Source organism: Flavobacterium sp. XN-5, from assembly GCF_008033395.2.
Classification (GTDB): domain Bacteria; phylum Bacteroidota; class Bacteroidia; order Flavobacteriales; family Flavobacteriaceae; genus Flavobacterium; species Flavobacterium hiemivividum.
Genome location: NZ_VOGZ02000010.1, coordinates 106,981 through 123,649 on the forward strand (window position 1 = coordinate 106,981; position 16,669 = coordinate 123,649).

At 34.4% G+C, this 16,669-nt stretch carries 13 protein-coding genes and 1 pseudogene; 5 read left to right on the forward strand and 9 right to left on the reverse strand.

Annotated elements, in window-relative coordinates:
* Positions 1-75: 75 nt before the first annotated feature.
* From lon to FQU23_RS14795, 7 genes are all read right to left on the reverse strand, one after another.
* Positions 76-2,526: an endopeptidase La gene (gene lon / locus FQU23_RS14765; protein WP_147674506.1), complete on the reverse strand. Its 2,451-nt coding sequence runs from the start codon at positions 2,524-2,526 to the stop codon at positions 76-78.
* Positions 2,527-2,764: 238 nt separating this feature from the next.
* Positions 2,765-4,072 (reverse strand): MFS transporter, encoded by a 1,308-nt coding sequence (locus FQU23_RS14770; protein WP_147674507.1) that lies wholly within the window; start codon positions 4,070-4,072, stop codon positions 2,765-2,767.
* 142 nt (positions 4,073-4,214) lie between these two features.
* Positions 4,215-5,033, reverse strand: a complete 819-nt coding sequence (locus FQU23_RS14775; protein WP_147674508.1) for a M48 family metallopeptidase — start codon at positions 5,031-5,033, stop codon at positions 4,215-4,217.
* A gap of 91 nt (positions 5,034-5,124) precedes the next feature.
* Positions 5,125-7,524, reverse strand: a complete 2,400-nt coding sequence (locus FQU23_RS14780) for a glycoside hydrolase family 31 protein (protein ID WP_147674509.1) — start codon at positions 7,522-7,524, stop codon at positions 5,125-5,127.
* Positions 7,525-7,722: 198 nt separating this feature from the next.
* Positions 7,723-9,630 carry a 1,4-alpha-glucan branching protein GlgB gene (gene glgB / locus FQU23_RS14785; RefSeq protein WP_147674510.1) on the reverse strand — a complete coding sequence of 636 codons (1,908 nt, stop codon included), beginning with the start codon at positions 9,628-9,630 and terminating at the stop codon, positions 7,723-7,725.
* Between the two features lie 70 nt (positions 9,631-9,700).
* The gene (locus FQU23_RS14790; RefSeq protein WP_147674511.1) at positions 9,701-10,981 is read right to left on the reverse strand and encodes a glucose-1-phosphate adenylyltransferase; all 1,281 of its coding nucleotides are present in this window, start codon (positions 10,979-10,981) and stop codon (positions 9,701-9,703) included.
* Positions 10,978-12,399 carry a glycogen synthase gene (locus FQU23_RS14795; RefSeq protein WP_147674512.1) on the reverse strand — a complete coding sequence of 474 codons (1,422 nt, stop codon included), beginning with the start codon at positions 12,397-12,399 and terminating at the stop codon, positions 10,978-10,980. Before FQU23_RS14795 ends, FQU23_RS14790 begins: the two co-directional genes overlap by 4 nt.
* A 188-nt stretch (positions 12,400-12,587) precedes the next feature.
* Between FQU23_RS14795 and FQU23_RS14800 the strand changes: the two genes are divergently transcribed.
* The 5 genes from FQU23_RS14800 to FQU23_RS14820 all read left to right on the forward strand — a co-directional run bounded on the left by FQU23_RS14800 (position 12,588) and on the right by FQU23_RS14820 (position 16,085).
* The gene (locus FQU23_RS14800) at positions 12,588-13,454 is read left to right on the forward strand and encodes an alpha/beta hydrolase (RefSeq protein WP_147674513.1); all 867 of its coding nucleotides are present in this window, start codon (positions 12,588-12,590) and stop codon (positions 13,452-13,454) included.
* Between the two features lie 26 nt (positions 13,455-13,480).
* Positions 13,481-13,870: a peptide-methionine (R)-S-oxide reductase MsrB gene (gene msrB / locus FQU23_RS14805; protein WP_147674514.1), complete on the forward strand. Its 390-nt coding sequence runs from the start codon at positions 13,481-13,483 to the stop codon at positions 13,868-13,870.
* Positions 13,870-14,514 carry an endonuclease III domain-containing protein gene (locus FQU23_RS14810; protein WP_209282353.1) on the forward strand — a complete coding sequence of 215 codons (645 nt, stop codon included), beginning with the start codon at positions 13,870-13,872 and terminating at the stop codon, positions 14,512-14,514. Before msrB ends, FQU23_RS14810 begins: the two co-directional genes overlap by 1 nt.
* 124 nt (positions 14,515-14,638) lie before the next feature.
* Positions 14,639-15,679, forward strand: coding sequence for an isoaspartyl peptidase/L-asparaginase family protein (locus FQU23_RS14815; RefSeq protein WP_147674515.1), 1,041 nt, complete (start codon positions 14,639-14,641; stop codon positions 15,677-15,679).
* A gap of 238 nt (positions 15,680-15,917) precedes the next feature.
* Positions 15,918-16,085, forward strand: a complete 168-nt coding sequence (locus tag FQU23_RS14820) for a hypothetical protein (RefSeq protein WP_165425777.1) — start codon at positions 15,918-15,920, stop codon at positions 16,083-16,085.
* A gap of 97 nt (positions 16,086-16,182) precedes the next feature.
* On the opposite strand, the gene FQU23_RS14825 is transcribed toward FQU23_RS14820, so the two are convergent.
* Both FQU23_RS14825 and FQU23_RS16420 read right to left on the reverse strand, forming a co-directional pair.
* Entirely contained in the window at positions 16,183-16,311 is a 129-nt protein-coding gene (locus tag FQU23_RS14825; RefSeq protein WP_245181127.1) for a histidine kinase, read from the reverse strand.
* 147 nt (positions 16,312-16,458) lie between these two features.
* Positions 16,459-16,548 (reverse strand): annotated as a pseudogene (locus FQU23_RS16420) (hypothetical protein); the annotation flags it as partial.
* Between the last annotated feature and the right edge of the window lie 121 nt (positions 16,549-16,669).

Below are 16,669 nucleotides of genomic sequence, written 5' to 3' on the forward strand. Positions count from 1 at the left end.
AAGATGGAATTTATTATGCTTAAATCCATTATGTATATATTACATCAGTATTCTAATATAAATTTTCGAAAAGGATTACAATACTTTAGCGTTTTTAACCTTTTGCTCTGTAATTGCTATTTTCAAAACATCGCTCATTTCCTTAACATAATGAAATGTAAGTCCTTGAATATATTCTTGTTTTATTTCGTCAATATCACTTTTATTTTCGTGACAAAGAATAATCTCTTTAATATTTGCACGTTTAGCAGCCAAGATTTTTTCCTTGATTCCGCCTACAGGTAATACCTTACCTCTTAGCGTAATCTCTCCCGTCATTGCAATATTTTTCTTTACTCGTTTTTGAGTAAATACAGAAACTAAAGAAGTCAGCATGGCAATACCAGCACTTGGTCCGTCCTTAGGCGTTGCTCCTTCTGGTACGTGCAAATGAATATTATACTTAGATATCATCTCTGGATTTAAACCCATAAGTTCCGCATTGGCTTTGATATATTCTAAAGCAATAGTCGCCGATTCTTTCATTACCGTTCCTAAATTTCCGGTAATTGTCATCGTTCCTTTACCTGGGGAAATCAAAGATTCTATAAAAAGAATATCACCACCTACGCTTGTCCAAGCTAATCCAGTTACTACTCCAGCCACGTCATTGCTCTCGTATTTATCTCTTTCTAACCTTGGAACACCCAGTACTTTTACAATATCTTCATCTGTTACTTTTTTATTGTACTCTTCCTCCATAGCAACTGACTTCGCCGCATTTCTAATTACTTGCGCAATTTTCGCTTCTAGTCCACGTACACCAGACTCGCGAGTATATCCTTCTACAATTTTTTCCAATTGCTTTTTCGCAATTGTCAAATCTTTAGAAGTCAATCCGTGTTCTTTTAATTGCCTTGGAAGCAAATGCTGACGCGCTATTTCGACTTTTTCCTCAATAGTATAACCAGACATTTTTATAATCTCCATACGATCTCTTAGAGCCGGTTGAATGGTTGACATATTGTTAGAAGTCGCAATAAACATCACCTTAGACAAGTCAAATCCCATTTCTAAGAAATTGTCATAAAAAGAATTGTTTTGCTCAGGATCTAATACCTCCAGTAATGCTGATGATGGATCACCTTGATTGCTTACAGACAATTTGTCGATTTCATCTAATACAAAAACTGGATTTGATGTCTGAGCCTTCTTTAAACTTTGAATAATCCTTCCAGGCATCGCGCCAATATAGGTTTTTCTATGTCCTCTAATTTCAGACTCATCACGCAAACCACCAAGGGAAATGCGTACATATTCTCTACCTAAAGCTTCTGCAACTGAACGTCCAATAGAGGTTTTACCCACTCCAGGAGGTCCTGTCAAACAGATAATAGGGGATTTCATATCATTTCGCAATTTTAAAACTGCCAAATGTTCTATCATTCTTTTCTTTACATCTTCTAGCCCAAAATGATCGCGGTCTAAAATTTTCTGAGCGCGTTTTAAGTCAAAATTATCTTTTGAAAATTCATTCCAAGGCAACTCTAAAAACAGCTCCAGATAATTCCTTTGAATTCCAAAATCAGGAGCTTGCGGATTCATGCGACGCATCTTTGAGACTTCTTTTTCGAAATGTTTTTTGGTTTTTTCATCCCATTTCTTCGTTTTCGCCTTAACCAACATTTCTTCGATTTCCTCTTCCTGTGTAGCGCCACCCAACTCTTCCTGGATCGTTTTCATCTGTTGGTGCAAGAAATATTCTCTTTGTTGTTGGTCTAAATCAAAACGAACTTTAGACTGGATGTCATTTTTTAATTCTAGCTTTTGCAACTCAATATTCATATAACGAAGCGTCTCCAACGCTCTTTCTTTCAAGTCATTGATCGCTAACAAGTCCTGTTTTTCTTTAACAGACAAGTTCATGTTTGAAGTGACAAAATTGATCAAGAAAGATTGGCTTTCGATATTCTTGATAGCAAATGTTGCTTCTGTCGGAATATTTGGGCTTTCTTTTATAATTTGGATTGCTATTTCTTTAATCGATTCCAGAATTGCTAAAAATTCAGTATCCGTTTTTTTAGGTCTATTTTCAGGAAAATCTTTAATAGTAGCCGTCAGATAAGGATCTTCAGAAGTAACAGTATCTATTTCGAAACGTTTTTTCCCTTGAAGAATAACAGTCGTATTCCCATCAGGCATTTTTAAAACGCGTAAAATCCTAGCTACGGTACCAATTGTATGAATATCCTCTTTTGTAGGATCTTCGTCCTCTTCATTTTTTTGCGCAACAACACCAATAATTTTTCCTGCCGCATTAGCGTCATTAATAAGCTTTATGGATTTATCACGACCGGCAGTAATAGGAATTACAACGCCTGGAAATAAAACCATGTTACGTAAAGGTAAGATTGGCAAAGAATCAGGTAATTCCTCGTTTATCATTTCTTCCTCATCTTCAGGAGTCAATAATGGTATTAATTCAGCTTCTGAGTCATATTCCTGTAGTGACAGATTGTCAATAGTAAGTATTTTATGATTTGACATATTGTTATTTGAGTCTTTTTGTCATTAAAAAATTTCGTGTAACTAACAAATATAGAGCATCGGCAGTATAAAAGTAAATAAAACCGATATTAAGCCCTATAATTCATTAGTTGGTATAAAAATGCAATCTCTGTGCCATAATAAGAAAAAGATCCAGATAAAGTTAATGCTTCCTGTAAGCTAATTCTTAAAAGATAAACATTGAATCCCATTTGATTATTGTAATTTTCCTTTAATTCTATTTCGCTTCTTTTGTCTGTTTCATAAAACTTAAAACAATAAAACCCAGTAAAAAGAAAACAGCGAGAATAAAAAATGAATTTCGCATCGAATTTGTAATTGCTGCTACAAATCCAAAAACAAAGGTTCCTACTACTATCGATATTTTCTCGGTTACATCAAAAAAGCTAAAGTAGGTAGCGTGATCTTGTGTCTGCGGTAATAATTTTGAGTAGGTAGAACGAGATAAGGACTGAATCGCTCCTAAAACCATTCCTATCGTAGCTCCAAGAGCATAAAATTGAATATCTATGTACGTACTCTTTGCATCTAGTAAGTAAGCCGCAACACAAATAAAACCCCAAATTACGATTGTAATTTTTAATGTATTTATGTTCCCTATTTTCTCTGACAGTCTCGAAAATAGGAAAGCTCCAAAAATAGCAACTACATTTATTAGTAAAATTATAATTATCAATTTACTAGTATCTATACCTAATTCTTTTTTTCCAAAAAGTCCTGCTAACAATATTACTGTTTGAACACCAATACTATATAGAAAAAATGCTGCTAAAAACTGTTTTAAAACTTTCATTCGTTTTAAACTTTGCCATACTACTTTAAGCTCTCTAAATCCTTTGAAAATATAATCCTTCTCTGGTTTTTTATGAAACACGTTATTAGGTAAATAATGAAAAGTAACTTGAGCAAATCCTATCCACCATATACCTACTGATAAGAAAGAAATACGCGCTGGTAGAGAAGCATCTGATATTCCATACATTTCCGGCATCATAACCATCGTTAGATTAAAAGCAAGCAATATTAAAGAACCTGCGTATCCTAACATAAAGCCTTTGGCACTTACTCTATCATGTTGCTCGGGAAAAGCAATTTCCGGCAAATAGGAATTATAAAAAACTATACTTCCCCAGAAACCAATACTTGCTAAAACGGTACCAAATATTCCAATCCACAAGGTATCTTGGCTCTTAAAAAAGAACAAACTCATCACCGAGAGTGATCCCAAATAACAAAAGAATTTCATGAATCGTTTCTTATTCCCCGTATAATCAGCTATTCCTGACAAAATGGGAGACATAAAAGCAACTATTAAAAAAGAGAATGATAAGGAATAAGATAAAAGGGAGGAATTATTAAATTCAAAACCTAAAAATTGAACTACTCCATTATTATCACTGGTCACCGTTTCATAATAAATAGGAAAAACGGCTGTAGCAATCACTAAAGTATATACGGAGTTAGCCCAGTCATAAAAAGCCCATGCATTAATCAACTTTTTATCTCCTTTTTGTAATGCGCTCATAGATTATTTTTTATACGAATTTATCTATTTTTTGATAGGAAACAGATAAAAAAGTGTAAATACTTCCTACCTGGATTTATTTAAAAATACAAAAAGCCAATTCAAATGAATTGGCTCTTCTGTTTTTTCATACTATATTTTACTATTTATAGATCATTCCAAATTTTGCTGCTATAGCTTTAGCTTCTGGAACCATCGCTTTTAAGTTTGCAATTCTAGTAGCATCAGATGGGTGCGAACTTAAAAATTCTGGCGGAGCTTGACCGTTTGAACTTGCTGCCATTCTGCCCCAGAAAGAAATCGCTTCTTCAGGATTATAACCCGCAATAGCCATCAACACAAGACCTATTTTATCAGCCTCAGTTTCATGATTTCTACCATAAGGTAACATTACTCCCACTTGAGAACCCACTCCATAAATTTGTTGCCATGTTTGTTGCGTCTCTTCACTTTTCCCTCCGGTAGCAACCGCTACTCCTACAGCTCCAAGACCTTGAAGTTGTGCTGCACTCATACGTTGTGCTCCATGGTTAGCTAGTGCGTGTGAAACTTCATGTCCCATTACCGTAGCTAGACCTGCATCGTCCTTAGTTACTGGTAAAATACCCGAGTAAACGACAATTTTTCCACCGGGCATACACCAAGCATTAATTTGTTTGTCATTAATTAATTTATATTCCCATTGGTAACCATTCAAATATTCTTGTTGTCCTAAAGAATTCAAATACTTTTCGGCTGCCAATTTTATTTTTGTACCTACGGATTCTACTTTTCTCGCATCAGCAGTACCCACAATAACCTTATTTTCCTTCAGAAAAGTTCCATACTCCGCAAACGAAGAAGGAAAAAGTTCGCTGTTCGAAACAAAATTTAATGTTTTCTTTCCTGTTAGTGGATTTGTTGCGCATGAGAATACTAATCCCAATGTACAAATCGCTACTAATATTGAATGTTTTTTCATAATACTATATTTTATACAAACAAAAATACGACAATAATTGAGTTTGTATTTGCAAAATTAAAATCAAATGTTTCAACATTTTTGTTTTTTATTATTCTCCAGTAATATGCAAAGTATTAAATTCTTTAGCTACAATAAGATAGTTATCTTGCTCGAATTTAGCACTGTCGAATGGAACTTCTTCATTATCAATTTTTATACTTTTAACCTTAAAAGGAAATCCAATTAGATTTATCTTATACTTCGAATAATTAGTATCGTACTTACCTTCTTTATGCAATTGCACATTAAGTTCTTTTTCTTTTCCTGTTACTCTAAAAGTCAAGAAACTGTACCTTCCCTTTTTATAGTCATAACCGTCTTGCGCATCTTCGTACACCACCGACTTTTCTTTTCCTTCTTTATAATATAAATCTAAAGTCAGCTCATCAAACTCTAATTCTCCTACGTATTGTTGCACAGGATACTTTGGAATAATAGCCCCAGCTTTTACAAACACTGGAATTTCATCATAATTAGTATCCACCCAGATTTCTTTCCCGCCAGTCACTAAACTATTTGTCCAGTAATTATACCACAGTCCACGAGGAATATACATTCTTCTACCTTTAGCATTAGGTTCTAAAATAGGACAAACTAAAATTTGATTTCCAAAAACAAATTCATCATTTCTATAATGCGTTTGTATGTCACTTTGGTCATAATACACTAATGGTTTAAGCATCGGAATTCCTTGTTCAATATATTGCCAAAACATAGTGTACAAGTACGGAAGCAACTGATAACGTAGGTTTACAAATTTTCTTGTAATATCGATAACTTCTTCATCAAATGCCCAAGGTTCCTGATCTCCGTGATCTCCTGAAGAATGTGTCCTACAAAAAGGATGAAAAACACCCAATTGAATCCAGCGCGTGTACAACTCTCCTGAAGGTTGTTCTGCAAAGCCACCAATATCTGATCCGGTAAAGCCCATTCCAGAAATTGACATTCTTTGCACTTGTACATTTGCAATCCACAAATGTTCCCAAGTCGCTACATTATCACCAGTCCAAGAAGAACTATAACGTTGTGCACCTGCATAAGCAGATCTTGTGATAATAAAAGGTCTCTTTGGATAAGCAAATCTTTTTACACCATGATAAGTGGCTCTCGCCATCTGGGTTCCATAAATATTATGCGCTTTTCTATGACTACAAGGGTTTCCGTCATAATCATGACGCACATCCATTGGGAATGTTTTATTTGGAACCTCCATAACTGCAGGCTCATTCATATCATTCCACACTCCTTTTACGCCAATATCTGAAATTAATTCTTTAAATAAACCCGCCCACCATTCTCTTACTTCGGGGTTTGTATAGTCTGGAAAATTACATTCTCCCGGCCAAACTTTTCCTTTCATATAAGGTCCATCGGCACGTTTACAAAAATAATCTTTCTCCAATGCTTCTTGATATACAGAATACTCCTTGTCAATTTTAATTCCCGGATCAATGATTACGACCGTCTTAAAACCATCCTCAGCTAACTCTGCCACCATTCTTTTGGGATCAGGAAAATATTCCTTGTTCCAAGTAAAACATCGAAATCCTTCCATGTAATCGATATCCAAATAAATGGCATCACATGGTATTTTTAATTCTCTGAATTTTGCTGTAACTTCTTTTACATTACTTTCAGGATAATAACTCCATTTACATTGGTGATATCCCAAAGCCCACAATGGCGGTAATTCTGGCTTTCCTGTCAAATCAGTATAGCTTGTAACTACATCCTCCATTTGAGGTCCATAAATGAAATAATAATTCATCTCTCCACCTTCAGACCAGAAGCTTGTTACATTTCTTCTTTCGTGACAAAAGTCGAAAAATGTTCTAAATGTATTATCGAAAAAAATACCGTAAGCTTGTTTATTTTGTAAACCAATGTAAAAAGGCACTACCTTATATAAAGGTTCTTGATCTTTTTGAAAAGCATATTGGTCTGTAGCAAAGTTTTCTAATCTTTTCCCTTTTAAGTTCATTTGGGTCGCTTTATCGCCAAGGCCATAGAAGCATTCTCCTTCTTTTGAAGCCTTACTCATTTTAACGATGTTACCGCCATACTCATAACTTTCTTCCCAATGGAAACCCAATTCATCTTCGAGCAAAACACTACCGCTTAAATCAAAAATAGAAACTCTCATATCTATTTTTTGAATTTTACATATTACTTTACTAGTTTGTATTTGATAATAATCTGCTTCTTCAGTAACTTCCAGAAAGTTATATCCATGCGTATGGCTTTTATCAATAGCATATGAAAAGTCATTACTGAAATATCCTTTTGTGGTGTAACGAAAGCGTATCATACTATCTCTCAGTACGGTAATTTTTAGAACTACACTGTTATCTGTATTAAAAAAAACGGAATCAACTTCACGTTCGAAAGAAACTATTTTTGAAGGGTATAAATCACCTTTAAATTCTAATTCTGTATTTGTAATCATCTTATATCTTATTAATTTTAAGGCCTTTATTCGCTTCCAAAACTACAAAAAATCTAAACCCTCCTTTGTAGAAAACTTCTTTATTCGCGAAATCGTTATAAATTTTAAACTAAAAAACAAACTGTATTGTTCCTTTTGAATCAATACTGTTTGTCTCTTTAGGTTTTAATTTTATAAGCTGGCCAATATCTCTTTATTTTATATAATTTTAAAAATAACAACAGCTAGCGGCGGCAACGTAAGCGCTATTGAATAGTCGCGTCCGTCATATGGCGTTGCTTCTATAGTTAACTTAACAGCATTTTTTATTCCGCTACCTCCGTAAATCTTTGCGTCACTATTAAAAACTTCTTTTAGCTTCCCTTTTCTAGGAATACCTATTCTATAATTTTCACGAACTACCTGAGTAAAATTACAAACGACCACAACATCATCTTTTACGTTGATTCCTTTTCGAATAAAGGACATCACTGCATTTTGATGATCTGAATAATTGATCCATTCAAATCCATCTGGAATAAATTGCTTTTCGTATAATGCCGGTTCCGTTTTATATAACTTATTTAGATCTGTGATCAACTTTTTTACACCGTCATGGTACGGATATTCATTTAGGTGCCAATCAAGGCTACTTTCGAAATTCCACTCAGCACTTTGACCAAATTCACATCCCATAAATAGTAATTTTGTTCCAGGATGCGCAAACATATAGCCATATAGCAATCGTAAATTAGCAAACTTCTGCCATTCGTCTCCAGGCATTCTGCCTAGTATAGATTTTTTTCCATAAACCACTTCATCATGGGAAAGCGGCAACATAAAATTTTCGGAAAACGCATAGGTAGATGAAAAAGTCAAATCATTTTGATGGTACTTTCTGTACACCGTATCTTTTTGAAAATATTCTAACGTATCGTGCATCCAGCCCATCATCCATTTCATCCCAAATCCGAGTCCTCCAACAGAAGTAGGTCTAGAAACCATAGGAAATGAGGTGCTTTCTTCAGCAATTGTTTGAACACCTTCAAAATTAGAATATACTGCCTCGTTGAACTCTTTTAAAAAACTTATCGTATCAAGATTTTCGCGACCACCATAAATATTAGGTTCCCATTCTCCATCATTTCTAGAATAATCTAAATACAACATGGAAGCTACTGCATCTACGCGAAGTGCGTCTGCATGATAATGCTGTAACCAAAATAAGGCGTTACTAATTAAAAAAGAACGCACTTCATTTCGACCATAATTAAAAACTAAACTTTTCCAGTCTGGATGATATCCTTTCTTACGATCTGGATGCTCAAAAAGATTAGAACCGTCAAAGAATCCTAATCCATGCGCGTCATCAGGAAAATGAGAAGGAACCCAATCCAGAATAACTCCTATTCCGACCTGATGCAATTTATCTACGAGAACCATAAATTCTTGTGGCGTGCCAAAGCGAGATGTAGGCGCAAAATACCCTACGAGCTGATATCCCCACGAAGGATCGTATGGATATTCCATAATAGGCATAAATTCTACATGCGTAAATCCAGTTTCTTTTACATAAGCAACTAAATCATCTGCAAATTCGAGATATGTCAAAAACCGATTGTCTTCTGCATGGCGTTTCCAAGATCCTAAATGAACTTCATAAACAGAATATGGTTTGTCAAGTCCATTATGATCCTGACGATTTTTCATCCACTTTGTATCATCCCATTTATAATCTAGATCCCAAACTACAGATGCGGTATGCGGCGGCTTTTCGCAATAGAAAGCAAACGGATCTGCTTTTTCAGTAACAATTCCGTTGTTATTTGACTGTATTTTATATTTGTATGTAGTACCTTTTTCAACATTTGGAATAAAACCTTCCCAGATACCAGAGGAATCCCATCTTACTTGTAAAAGATGTTCTCCTTGCGTCCAAAAATTAAAATCTCCAACAACAGATACAGCATGGGCGCTTGGAGCCCAAACGGCAAAATAAACTCCTTTTACACCGTCTAATTCGATCAGATGTGCACCAAGTTTATCATATAGTCTGTAATGTTTTCCAGCTTTGAATAAGTCGATGTCAAAATCAGTAAAAAGAGAATGCGTGATAACTTTACTCATATAGTATTAGTATGATTCTAACTATTTAAAATAATTAGAATATTAAAATTTTAAAAAATGCAGTAAATGTTTAACCAATTTTATAATTATCAGGTATTACTGCTCCTTTTTTAATCACAACTATTCCATCTTTTATGGCATACAATTCATGCGAAACGTCTTCTAAATGACTGCCGCCCTTGATATAAACATCATTACCTATTCGGCAATTTTTATCTACCAAAGCATGACTAATAAAACACCTTTCACCTATACCAACTAAATTTTTATTGTTTTTTATGTCTTCATTCATATCATCGATGCTCTGGTATAAATCATTACCCATCACATAACAATTTTCGATAATTGTACCTTCTCCTATTCTTGATCGAATACCTATCACCGATTGTTTTATTTCTTTTGCATTCAAGATACAACCTTCAGATATCAAGGATTTATCGATCAGTGTATTTTTAAATTTAGATGGAGGTAATAAACGAGGTCTAGTGTAAATTTTATTATCCTTATCGAATAAATTGAATTTTGGCACATCGTCTGTCAAGCCAATATTAGCTTCAAAAAAAGAGTCAATATTTCCAATATCTGTCCAATAGCCTTCATACTGGTAACTTAGAATTTTTTTATTCCCTACTGCTTGTGGGATAATTTCTTTACCAAAATCCTTAGTATCAGGATTAGCCATTAATTCGATTAATAGCTTTCGATTAAAGATATAAATACCCATTGAAGCTAAATAGTCCTTTCCTTCACTCTTCATTTGCTCACTTACATCCGACTTCCAGTCTGGTAAAAGTTCCTTAGCTGGTTTTTCAATAAATGATTCGATACAGCTCTGGTCATTTGTTTTTAAAATACCAAATTCCGGAGCGTCCTTAGCATTAACCGGTAAAGTAGCAATTGTAATATCAGCTTCATGTTTGATATGTTCTTCGATCATATCGTTGAAATCCATTTGATACAATTGATCCCCCGAAAGGATAAGTGCATAATCAAAATCATGGTTTAAAAAATGAGGCATACATTGTCTCACCGCATCTGATGTTCCTTGAAACCAAGTTGGATTATCAGGAGTTTGTTCAGCCGCCAAGATATCGACAAAAGCATGGCTAAAAACACTAAAGTTATAAGTGTTTTTGATATGTGCATTTAAAGAAGCTGAATTAAACTGTGTTAATACAAACATTCTAAATATATCTGAATTCATACAATTTGAAATAGGAATATCCACTAATCTGTATTTCCCTCCTATTGGTACTGCAGGCTTAGATCTACTTACAGTCAATGGATATAGTCGTGATCCTTGACCTCCTCCTAAAATTATAGCAATAACATTTTTCTTGTTAGATTTCATCCTTTTTTAATGATTAAATTATACATTTCTATATATTCTTGACATGCTTTTTCCCATGAATGATCTGTGCTCATTCCTACTTTCCTAATCGCGTTTAACTGTTGTTTATCGCTATACAAGTGTATTGCCCTTTCGATCGAGTAGCAAATATCTCCCACTGAAGCTTGATCATGACAGATACCGTTACCGTTATCTCCAAAGTCTATTACGGTGTCTTTCAAACCTCCTGTTCTTCTCACAATAGGAATTGTGCCGTATCTCAGAGAATACATTTGGTTTAATCCGCATGGTTCCACTCGGGATGGCATTAATAGGAAATCAGCTCCTGCATAAATTAAATGTGCTAATTCTTCGTTGTAGCCAATAAATGTATTGTAGTTTCCTTTATAATCTACCAATAAACTATTCAATTGCTCTTCTATCTGTTGATTTCCAGAACCTAAAATAAGAATATTGATCTCTTTATAGTTATTAGACAATGCCAGTGCGGATGCCTGTGGTAATAAATCTCCTCCTTTTTCTTCTAATAATCGTCCTATAAAACTAAAAAGTGGTTTCGTGGGATCTAAATTAAACAAAGCACATAAAGTCTCTTTATTCTGTTGTTTGCCTTTTTCAAAATTAGCAACCGAATAATTTGTTTTTAACATTTTATCCTTGGATGGATCCCATACTTCAGTATCGATACCGTTAAGTATACCTCTTGACTTATAACGTACCATTTTAAATAGCGACTCCAATCCATTTGCTGAAAAATTAATCTCATTTAAATAATTAGGTGAAACTGTCGTCACAGCCCAAGCGCACTTTATACCCACAGCCAATGAATTGATACAGTTATCCCATTCTAAAACATTCACGTGGGACAAATCAAATTCTGGTAAATAATGGAGCTTATCAAATCCAAATTGCCCTTGATACAATCCATTATGAATCGTAATCATCGAAGGTGTCTTTTGTAATTTTATGTACTTGTCACAATACAACATCATAAACGGAATTAAAGCGGTATGATGATCATGACAGTTAATTACATCTGGCATTGAATCTCTTCCAATAATCCAATCTAAAGTGGCTATTTGAAAAGATAAAAAGCGTTCAATATCATCCTCATGTCCATATACTTCCTTTCTATCGAATAATTCTGGAATTTCAACAAGGTATAATTCAAACCCAAGTTTATCGGTTGTTTCCTTAAGTACATTATAGGAAAAATTGAATTTTCCCAATTTTACAAAACCCCAATGAACGCATTCAAATTTATTTTCTTTTTTAAATTTGGTGTCATAATAAGGAACAACAACTCTAGCCTGGTGACCAGCTTTACTTTGATATTTTGGTAATGCTCCTACAACATCAGCTAAACCTCCTACTTTTGCTACAGGATAACACTCTGCGCTAATATGAAATATTTCCATTTACTAAATTTAGTTATTTTCGAGTGATGTCTAAGCACGAAATAGCCGTTTTTTTTATTAAGACTATTCGTTCTGCCATGTAAATACTTAAAATAGTCACTGAAACTTTATTAAATATATTACTTTTATGTTTTTCTAAATTTAGTAAAAATTTTATAAAATAAAAGCCGTCTTAAAAATTTATCGATATGACAAAAATATCCTCCATTCACACACAATCATTAAAAATCCCTAGGCCTATTCTATTTGCTAGTAAATTAATCTCTTTTATTTCGCCTAAACTTACGTTATTGTTCGCGGCTAAATTGTTTACAACACCAATAAAACATAAGATGCCGAAGAGGGAGTTTGAAATGGATCAAAAAAGCAAACAAAAAATGCTTGCAATTCCATCTATAAATAAAGCGGTGAATGTTTACCAATATGGTCAAAATGATAAGAAAGTATTACTGGTTCACGGTTGGTCAGGAAGAGGAACACAATTAGTAAAAATAGCGGATGCATTTGTAAAGTCCGGCTATTCTACCGTTAGTTTTGATGCACCCGCACATGGCAAATCACCAGGAAACCAAACGATCATGACTGAATTTATCGCCACAATTTTAGAAATCGACAAACAGTACGGTCCTTTTGAATCAGCTGTGGGCCATTCTCTAGGCGGAATGTCAGTACTAAATGCATTAAAAGACGGCCTCAAATTAAATACCGCGGTAATTATAGGAAGTGGAGATATCGTTCAAGATATAATTGAAGATTTTATTGCTAAATTAGAGCTCAAACCATGTTATGCAACTAGTTTAAGACTACATTTCGAAAAAAAATATGGCGGAAAAATGAATGATTACTCTGCCTATCAAGCAGCCAAAGACATTGAAATACCAATTTTAGTAATTCATGATAACGATGATCCTGAAGTTCCAGTAAAAGCGGGGATACATATTCATAAACATCTTAAAAACGGAGAGCTAATACTAACTAAAAACTTGGGTCACCGAAAAATTTTAGGAGATTCTGATGTCGTTAAAAGAACAGTTCAATTTGTAACCAAAGGTTAATTATTAATCCAATAAAAATAAAAGCAATGAAATATCCTTTAGAAAAATCAGAAGCCCAATGGAAAGAAGAATTGGGAGAAGAAAGATACCATGTTCTTCGTGAAAAAGGAACTGAACGTCCACACACTGGCGCTTACAATTTACACTATGAAGAAGGAACTTACTGTTGTGGTGCTTGTTCCGAGCCATTATTTGAAAGCAATTCAAAGTTTGATGCTCACTGCGGATGGCCCTCTTTTGATGATTCAATTCCTGGAAAAGTTAAATATATTCTGGATAAAACGCATGGTATGATACGTACAGAAATAGTTTGTGCTAATTGTGGCAGTCATTTGGGACATTTATTCAATGACGGTCCCACTGCTACTGGACAACGCTATTGTGTGAACTCAGTGTCAATAGACTTCAAAGAATAATGACTATAGATTTATTCGAAAATTCAAATCATTGGGTACAAAAATTAGAACCTATTCTGACGAAATATAAAGGAAGAAAACATCCGTTAGAATATCAAAACTTATATCAGCTTTTGGTAATGGTTGTTTTATCGGCCCAAGATTCTGATGCCAATATTAATAAAATTGCTCCAGCCCTATTTGAGGTGTATCCAAATATAGAAAGTATAGCCGTTTCGAATGTAGATGCCTTATTTCCCTATATCTCTATGGTTAGAAACTTTGTCACCAAAGCAAACTGGTTATTAGAAATTGCAAAAACAATTCAAAAAGACGAGAATATCCCACTCAAAATGGATGGATTGATTGCTCTAAAAGGCATCGGCCGAAAATCAGCCAATGTAATTTTGAGAGAATCAAAAGTCCCTGCAACTGGGATAATTGCAGATTTACATGTAATTCGTGTTGCACCCAGAATTGGATTAATTTCTGAGACAAAAGATGGTATTAAAGTAGAAAAACAATTGCTAAAAGTCCTCCCGCAGAATATTTGGGGAGAAATTGGCATGTCACTTTCATTTTTAGGAAGAGAAACTTGTCGCCCCGCTCCAAAATGTCCTGAATGTCCCATCAAAGAAATATGTAACTATTATAAGAAATTTTAATACAATTTTTAGAGAATTGAATAGGCATTTAAGCGCACATTCAGAAGAAGATTTTTTATCCTTCATCTTATTAATTATTATAAATTTTAGCACTCTCTAAATTCAGAAAAAAATAACAAAAAAAATGAAAAAATACATAATCTCAGTTCTAATCATTTTCACATTCGTGCAATGTAAAAACTTGAAAAGTACAACGAGAATAAACACTGGAGAAAAATTCGCCATTGCAATTCATGGCGGAGCTGGAACGATATTGCGAAAAAACATGTCTCCAGAAATGGAAGCGCAATACAAAGCTACTCTCGAAGAAGCGATAAAAGTGGGGCATGAAATACTACGAAATGGAGGTTCAAGCTTGGACGCCGTGGAAAAAACCATAAACATCATGGAGAATTCTCCTCTATTTAATGCTGGTAAAGGTGCTGTATTTACAAATGAAGGTAAGAACGAACTCGACGCTTCGATAATGGACGGAAAAACATTAAAAGCAGGCGCTATTGCTGGAGTGACTACGGTCAAAAATCCAATAAACCTGGCAAGAGCAGTCATGGAAAAATCGGAACATGTAATGTTAGTAAGAGAAGGTGCTGAGTTTTTCGCGAAAGAAAATGGTTTAGAACTTGTAAACCCCGCTTACTTCTATACTGAAAACAGGTACAAATCCTTATTAAAAGCACAAGAAAAAGATAGAATCGAACTCGATCATTCGGGAGGAACTTCTTTTTATGACCCTTTCATAAAAGACAATAAATTTGGGACTGTGGGCTGTGTCGCATTAGACAAAAACGGAAATCTCGCTGCTGGAACATCTACAGGAGGAATGACAAATAAAAAATGGGGACGCGTGGGAGATACACCTATTATTGGTGCAGGAACTTATGCCAACAATAATACCTGTGCTGTCTCTGCTACAGGCTGGGGTGAGTTTTTTATCCGTAACGTGGTCGCTTATGATATTTCAGCTCTCATGGAGTACAAAGGACTATCTCTTGAAAAAGCTTCAGAAGAAGTTATCCAAAGAAAACTTACAAAATTAGGCGGCGACGGTGGAATTGTAGCTATGGATAAAGACGGAAATATATCTATGGAGTTCAACACTGCTGGGATGTATAGAGCTTTCATCGATACCAAAGGAAAAATGGAAATAGGTATTTATGAAAAATAGAATCACTAATTAATACAAATTGAAAGTGATACTACTGTTTCTTAACGAGACAGTAGTATTATTTTTAAACAAAAAATCTAATCGTTACAGTTGTTCCATCAATTTCAGTAAAGTCAATTTGAATAGGGTCTACATATTTAACGGTTGCAATAAAACGATTCGCTCACGAGCTAAGGCGATTCCTCTTAACACATGAAATTTACATTGTTTATGTCTATTCAAACCTTTTCAATTATCAATGATTTTACATACTAAAACTCGATCGGCTACTATTTCAAAGGATATCTTAAGTTTTGGAGAAGGATGGGATTCATCAAAAGCGTGTACAAAAAAATTTTCCACGAAAGGTTGGACTAGCATGGGAGGAATTGCTATAACAGTGTCGTCAATTGAAGGGGTAATTTAGGACTCTACTTATATACGTTCTTTAAATCGCATGTTTTCGATAAAAATATAGCGATCTAAATAGGCTATTCCTCTTCAATTGTTATGGTTTGTTTAGGTTATTTCTTTAAAATTTTTCGCATTAATACCGAAAATTCACTCATGTAAAAAGAAGAATTTCGCTCGTCATTTACCACTACATAATCTTGAACTGAATTTAAGGCATTACAAATAAAATGTGGATTCATCTAGTATGATAAGGCTTCGTATCTAGCTTCTAATATTTGTTTCTCCTTATTAGCTTTCTCTTTGGCTATTGCTTTTTTTCGCATAATTATATAAAAAACAATAATTGCAGCAAATAAAACTACAAGCGAAATAAACCACCATGTTAATCAGAATAGCAGAGATTTGATTACTCCTCCGCCGTAACTTGTAAACCACATATTGTCATCACTATCTTGATAAATGCCCCAACAGCTGTTGTGCCCTCAGCCGTTTGTCTCATCTATCGTAGAATTTTTTCTTTTTAGGCTAACTAATATTTATGGATCAACACGAAAACCTGTGGAGCAGCAAAAATTAAGCATATATATTAGTTAGTCG

Coding starts and splice junctions, on each gene's coding strand:
- FQU23_RS14800 (WP_147674513.1), top strand. CDS start 12,588: ATGACAAAAATATCCTCCATTCACACACAATCATTAAAAATCCCTAGG.
- lon (WP_147674506.1), bottom strand. CDS start 2,526: ATGTCAAATCATAAAATACTTACTATTGACAATCTGTCACTACAGGAA.
- FQU23_RS14795 (WP_147674512.1), bottom strand. CDS start 12,399: ATGGAAATATTTCATATTAGCGCAGAGTGTTATCCTGTAGCAAAAGTA.
- FQU23_RS14770 (WP_147674507.1), bottom strand. CDS start 4,072: ATGAGCGCATTACAAAAAGGAGATAAAAAGTTGATTAATGCATGGGCT.
- FQU23_RS14775 (WP_147674508.1), bottom strand. CDS start 5,033: ATGAAAAAACATTCAATATTAGTAGCGATTTGTACATTGGGATTAGTA.
- msrB (WP_147674514.1), top strand. CDS start 13,481: ATGAAATATCCTTTAGAAAAATCAGAAGCCCAATGGAAAGAAGAATTG.
- FQU23_RS14790 (WP_147674511.1), bottom strand. CDS start 10,981: ATGAAATCTAACAAGAAAAATGTTATTGCTATAATTTTAGGAGGAGGT.
- FQU23_RS14825 (WP_245181127.1), bottom strand. CDS start 16,311: ATGAATCCACATTTTATTTGTAATGCCTTAAATTCAGTTCAAGATTAT.
- glgB (WP_147674510.1), bottom strand. CDS start 9,630: ATGAGTAAAGTTATCACGCATTCTCTTTTTACTGATTTTGACATCGAC.
- FQU23_RS14820 (WP_165425777.1), top strand. CDS start 15,918: ATGATTTTACATACTAAAACTCGATCGGCTACTATTTCAAAGGATATC.
- FQU23_RS14780 (WP_147674509.1), bottom strand. CDS start 7,524: ATGATTACAAATACAGAATTAGAATTTAAAGGTGATTTATACCCTTCA.
- FQU23_RS14810 (WP_209282353.1), top strand. CDS start 13,870: ATGACTATAGATTTATTCGAAAATTCAAATCATTGGGTACAAAAATTA.
- FQU23_RS14815 (WP_147674515.1), top strand. CDS start 14,639: ATGAAAAAATACATAATCTCAGTTCTAATCATTTTCACATTCGTGCAA.